The organism is Nonomuraea sp. NPDC002799 (assembly GCF_053592075.1).
This window is the reverse complement of sequence record NZ_JBSFVA010000115.1, coordinates 1-3,701: the sequence shown is the minus strand read 5'-3', so window position 1 is coordinate 3,701 and position 3,701 is coordinate 1. Positions and strand designations below refer to the sequence as shown.

The 3,701-nt window shown below is 67.0% G+C and carries 4 protein-coding genes; 2 read left to right on the top strand and 2 right to left on the bottom strand.

Features of this window, described 5'->3' with window-relative positions; translation table 11 throughout:
* Nucleotides 1–617: 617 nt before the first annotated feature.
* On the top strand, nt 618–911 hold the full coding sequence (locus ACWD0F_RS51860) for a hypothetical protein (protein WP_449890515.1): 294 nt from the start codon (nt 618–620) through the stop codon (nt 909–911).
* Nucleotides 912–1,001: 90 nt separating this feature from the next.
* Here ACWD0F_RS51860 and ACWD0F_RS51855 read toward each other — a convergent pair whose 3' ends face one another.
* Nucleotides 1,002–1,610 carry an NAD(P)-dependent oxidoreductase gene (locus tag ACWD0F_RS51855; RefSeq protein WP_449890513.1) on the bottom strand — a complete coding sequence of 203 codons (609 nt, stop codon included), beginning with the start codon at nt 1,608–1,610 and terminating at the stop codon, nt 1,002–1,004.
* A gap of 86 nt (nt 1,611–1,696) precedes the next feature.
* Between ACWD0F_RS51855 and ACWD0F_RS51850 the strand changes: the two genes are divergently transcribed.
* On the top strand, nt 1,697–2,032 hold the full coding sequence (locus ACWD0F_RS51850) for a winged helix-turn-helix transcriptional regulator (RefSeq protein WP_449890511.1): 336 nt from the start codon (nt 1,697–1,699) through the stop codon (nt 2,030–2,032).
* 55 nt (nt 2,033–2,087) lie between these two features.
* Here the strand turns inward: ACWD0F_RS51850 and katG are convergent.
* On the bottom strand, nt 2,088–3,701 hold a 1,614-nt coding region (gene katG, locus ACWD0F_RS51845), incomplete at its 5' end, for a catalase/peroxidase HPI (RefSeq protein WP_449890509.1).

Here is a 3,701-nt window from a genome sequence, read left to right as displayed (position 1 = left end):
TTGTGGAAGATCACCGTTTTACTGGATCTCCGTCCTCATGTCCTGAGAACCACGTCTTGACGGCACCGCGAAAGCCTTAACTACCTGGCCTTGGGTCAAGGTCCGTCCTCCCATCCGGGATCCTCTCGTGACTAAGCAGCGGTTCTCCCACGCCGGCACATCTGCGTCACCGCGCACACGCACCTGGCTGCGGTCTGAATCAGCCAAGCACAGTTGTTGATCCGCCTGAGAAGCGGCAGGCGCCCTGACCCGGGTGGATGTCCGTGGACGGTCGTGTTCTCACTCGTGATGAAGGGGGCTCGGGTTCGAATCCCGAAGGCGGCTCCAGCTCAGAAGCCCCTTGCGGTGATCACAGGGGGCTTCTTGCTGCCAGGCGCCTTCGAGGTGGTAGATGCCGGGTCGCAGCCTAGTTTCCATTGATCGATGGAAGCTGTCGTGGCCATTGTGGCGGTGCTGGGGACTCTTCTTGGAGCTACGCTCAATCATCTGCTTGAGCGACGCACGGCGAGCCGGACAGATCGTCTCGCACGGAGTCACCAGCTTCGATCAGAACGTATAGACGCGTACTGCGCTCTCGGGGGAGCGGGGGAGCCCTGACCAACTATCGACGCGCACAGATGGATCTGTGGTTCACGAGACATGACAACCCGGGTCAATCGAACTGGATCGAGCTGCGCCGCGAAGAGCAACGGTTACGGTCCGCAGCCCTTGAATCCCTGTTCCGCATGGAGCTCTTGACCGACGACGAACAGCTCATCGCGAAAGGGTGGGAGGCCCTGAGCGCTGTCGATCGTATGGATCAGTTGGATTCCCGTGAGCAGTTGGACGAGCAACGAGCCACCTCTCGGGCGCTGATCTCTACCTTCATTCGTGCTTCTAAGCCGTTTGTCGCTCCTCAGATCGAGAGGTAGGGCTTGGCGTAGCGGCGATGCCGATCCGGTGATCCGCCACGCTGCCGGGCTTGGTCATGGGGCGCCGCGGTCGGTGGTCGTGGTGTGTCGTCAGTTGCTGATTGCCGGGGCCTGGCGCAGGTAGGTGTCGTCGGAGGTCTGGGCCAGGAGGAAGGCCGCCAGGTCGGCGCGGGTGGTGGACAGGCCGACGACGTGGTGTCCGTAGTGGCCGACCTTGAGGTGTCCGGTGGCGGTCTCGTCGTCTAGCTTGGCGACACGGACAAGGGTCCAGTCCAGGTCGGAAGCGCGGACGATCTCGGCCGCGCGGCGCACCTCCGCGTAAGCCTGGGGCGCCCTGGTCTTCACGAACTCGATCAGGGCCTCGAAGTCCGGGTCCGGCAGGTCGTCGGGGTCGGGGGCGCTGCAGGTGGACACGACCACGAGCCGTTTCACGCCCGCCTTGCTCATGGCCGTGCTGATGGTCTGGGTGGCGTCGCTGACCGAGCCGACCCCCTCGATGACGGCGTCGGCTCCCCGTACCGCAGCCAGGATCGCGTGGTCGTCGTCGAGTTGCCCCTCGATGGTCGTCAACCTCGGGTGGGTGATCTGGAGCTTGGCCGGGGTGCGGGCGTAGGCGCTGACCTGGTGTCCCGCGTCCAAAGCCTGCTGCACCAGAAGGTGGCCCGTCCGCCCCGTCGCGCCGAAAATGGTGATCTTCATGGTGATGGCCCTTTCTCCGAACAGCAATAACCGCTAAATGAACTTTAGCACTAAAGAAACTATAGCGGTATAGGATGGAAGGCATCATGGAGCAGGCGGATGACACTCAGGTGGCGCGGTGCATGCAGATCCTGTCGGTGGTCGGCGATCTGTGGACGCTGGCGATCGTCATGACGCTGCAGGACTCGGAGCTGCGCTTCAACGAGTTGCAGCGGGCGATCCCCAAGGCGAACGCGGTCACCCTCACCAACCGCCTGCGCAAACTCGAAGAGGCGGGGATCGTCAGCAGGACCGTCGAGTCCAGGAGCAGGCAGTCGACGGTGTATCGACTCACCCCGTTCGGCGGCAAGCTGCTGCCGATCGTCGACGCGGTCCGGGCGGTCGCGCTCGACCTGGAACGCTCGGGCGAAGCCCCAACGTGAGAAACGGGGCCGTTCAGGCCGGCCGGTGTGGGGCCGGCCGGCCTGGACGTGGTGGTCAGATGAGGTCGAAGCGGTCCGCGTTCATGACCTTGACCCAGGCCGCGACGAAGTCGTTCACGAACTTCTCCTTCGCGTCGTCGCTCGCGTAGACCTCCGCGAGCGCGCGGAGCTCGGAGTTGGAGCCGAAGACGAGGTCGACCCGGCTGCCGGTCCACTTGACCTCGCCCGTGACGGAGTCGCCGCCCTCGAACGTGTTCGCGTCCTCCGACGTCGCCTGCCACGTCGTGCCCAGGTCGAGCAGGTTGACGAAGAAGTCGTTGGTCAGCGACCCGGGGGTCGCGGTGAGGACGCCGAGCTGCGACTGCTGATAGTTGGCGCCCAGGACGCGGAGGCCACCGATGAGGGTGGTCAGCTCGGGGGCGCTCAGGGTCAGCAGGTTCGCCCGGTCGAGCAGGAGGTACTCGGCCGGCAGCCGGACGCCCTTGCCCAGGTAGTTGCGGAACCCGTCGGCCACCGGCTCCAGCGCGGCGAACGACTCCACGTCGGTCTGGTCCTGCGCGGCGTCCACGCGGCCCGCGGTGAAGGGGACGGTGACGTCGAAGCCGGCGTCCTTGGCGGCCTGCTCGACCGCCGCGGCACCGGCGAGCACGATCAGGTCGGCGATGGAGACCTGCTTGCCGCCGCCGCTCTGGGCGGCGTTGAAGGCCACCTGGATGTTCTCCAGAGTGCGCAGCACCTGAGCGAGCTGGTCGGGGTTGTTGACCTCCCAGCCGCTCTGCGGCTGCAGGCGGATGCGGGCGCCGTTGGCGCCGCCGCGCTTGTCGCTGCCGCGGAAGGACGAGGCTGAGGCCCACGCGGTGGACACGAGCTGGGACACCGACAGGCCGGAGGCGAGGACCTGCTCCTTGAGGGAGGCGACGTCCGCGGCGTCGATGAGTTCGTGCGTCAGGGCGGGGAGCGGGTCCTGCCACAGCAGCCGCTCGGTCGGCACCTCCGAGCCGAGGTAGCGCACGATCGGGCCCATGTCGCGGTGGGTGAGCTTGTACCAGGCGCGGGCGAAGGCGTCGGCGAGCTCGCCGGGGTTGTCCAGCCAGCGTCGCGTGATCTGCTCGTAGACCGGGTCCGCACGGAGTGCGAGGTCGGCGGTCAGCATCGTCGGGGCGTGCTTCTTCGAGGGGTCGTGGGCGTCCGGGACGGTGCCCGCGCCCGCGCCGTCCTGCGGCCGCCACTGGTGCGCGCCCGCCGGGCTCTTGAACAGCTCCCACTCGTAGCCGTAGAGGATTTCGAGGAACCTGTTGTCCCAGGTGGTCGGGGTGTCGGTGAAGATGCCCTCAAGACCGCTGGTGATCGTGTCGCCGCCCTTGCCGGTGCCGAAGGTGCTGCTCCAGCCGAGGCCCTGCGCCTCGATCGGGGCGGCCTCGGGGTCGGGGCCGACGTGCTCGGCCGGGCCGGCGCCGTGGGTCTTGCCGAAGGTGTGGCCGCCCACGATCAGGGCGGCCGTCTCCTCGTCGTTCATCGCCATCCGGCGGAACGTCTCGCGGATGTCGCGGGCCGACGCGAGCGGGTCCGGGTTGCCGTTCGGGCTGCGATCATCGCAAGGATGTTGCTCGGCGCCCGGGAACGCCTTGCAGGGCAGACGCCCGGCATGCACCTGTCCGGCGCCCGGATC

Bases quoted from the DNA above. Each gene is read 5' to 3' on its own strand.
- ACWD0F_RS51860 (WP_449890515.1), top strand. From the start codon at position 618: ATGGATCTGTGGTTCACGAGACATGACAACCCGGGTCAATCGAACTGG.
- ACWD0F_RS51855 (WP_449890513.1), bottom strand. From the start codon at position 1,610: ATGAAGATCACCATTTTCGGCGCGACGGGGCGGACGGGCCACCTTCTG.
- ACWD0F_RS51850 (WP_449890511.1), top strand. From the start codon at position 1,697: ATGGAGCAGGCGGATGACACTCAGGTGGCGCGGTGCATGCAGATCCTG.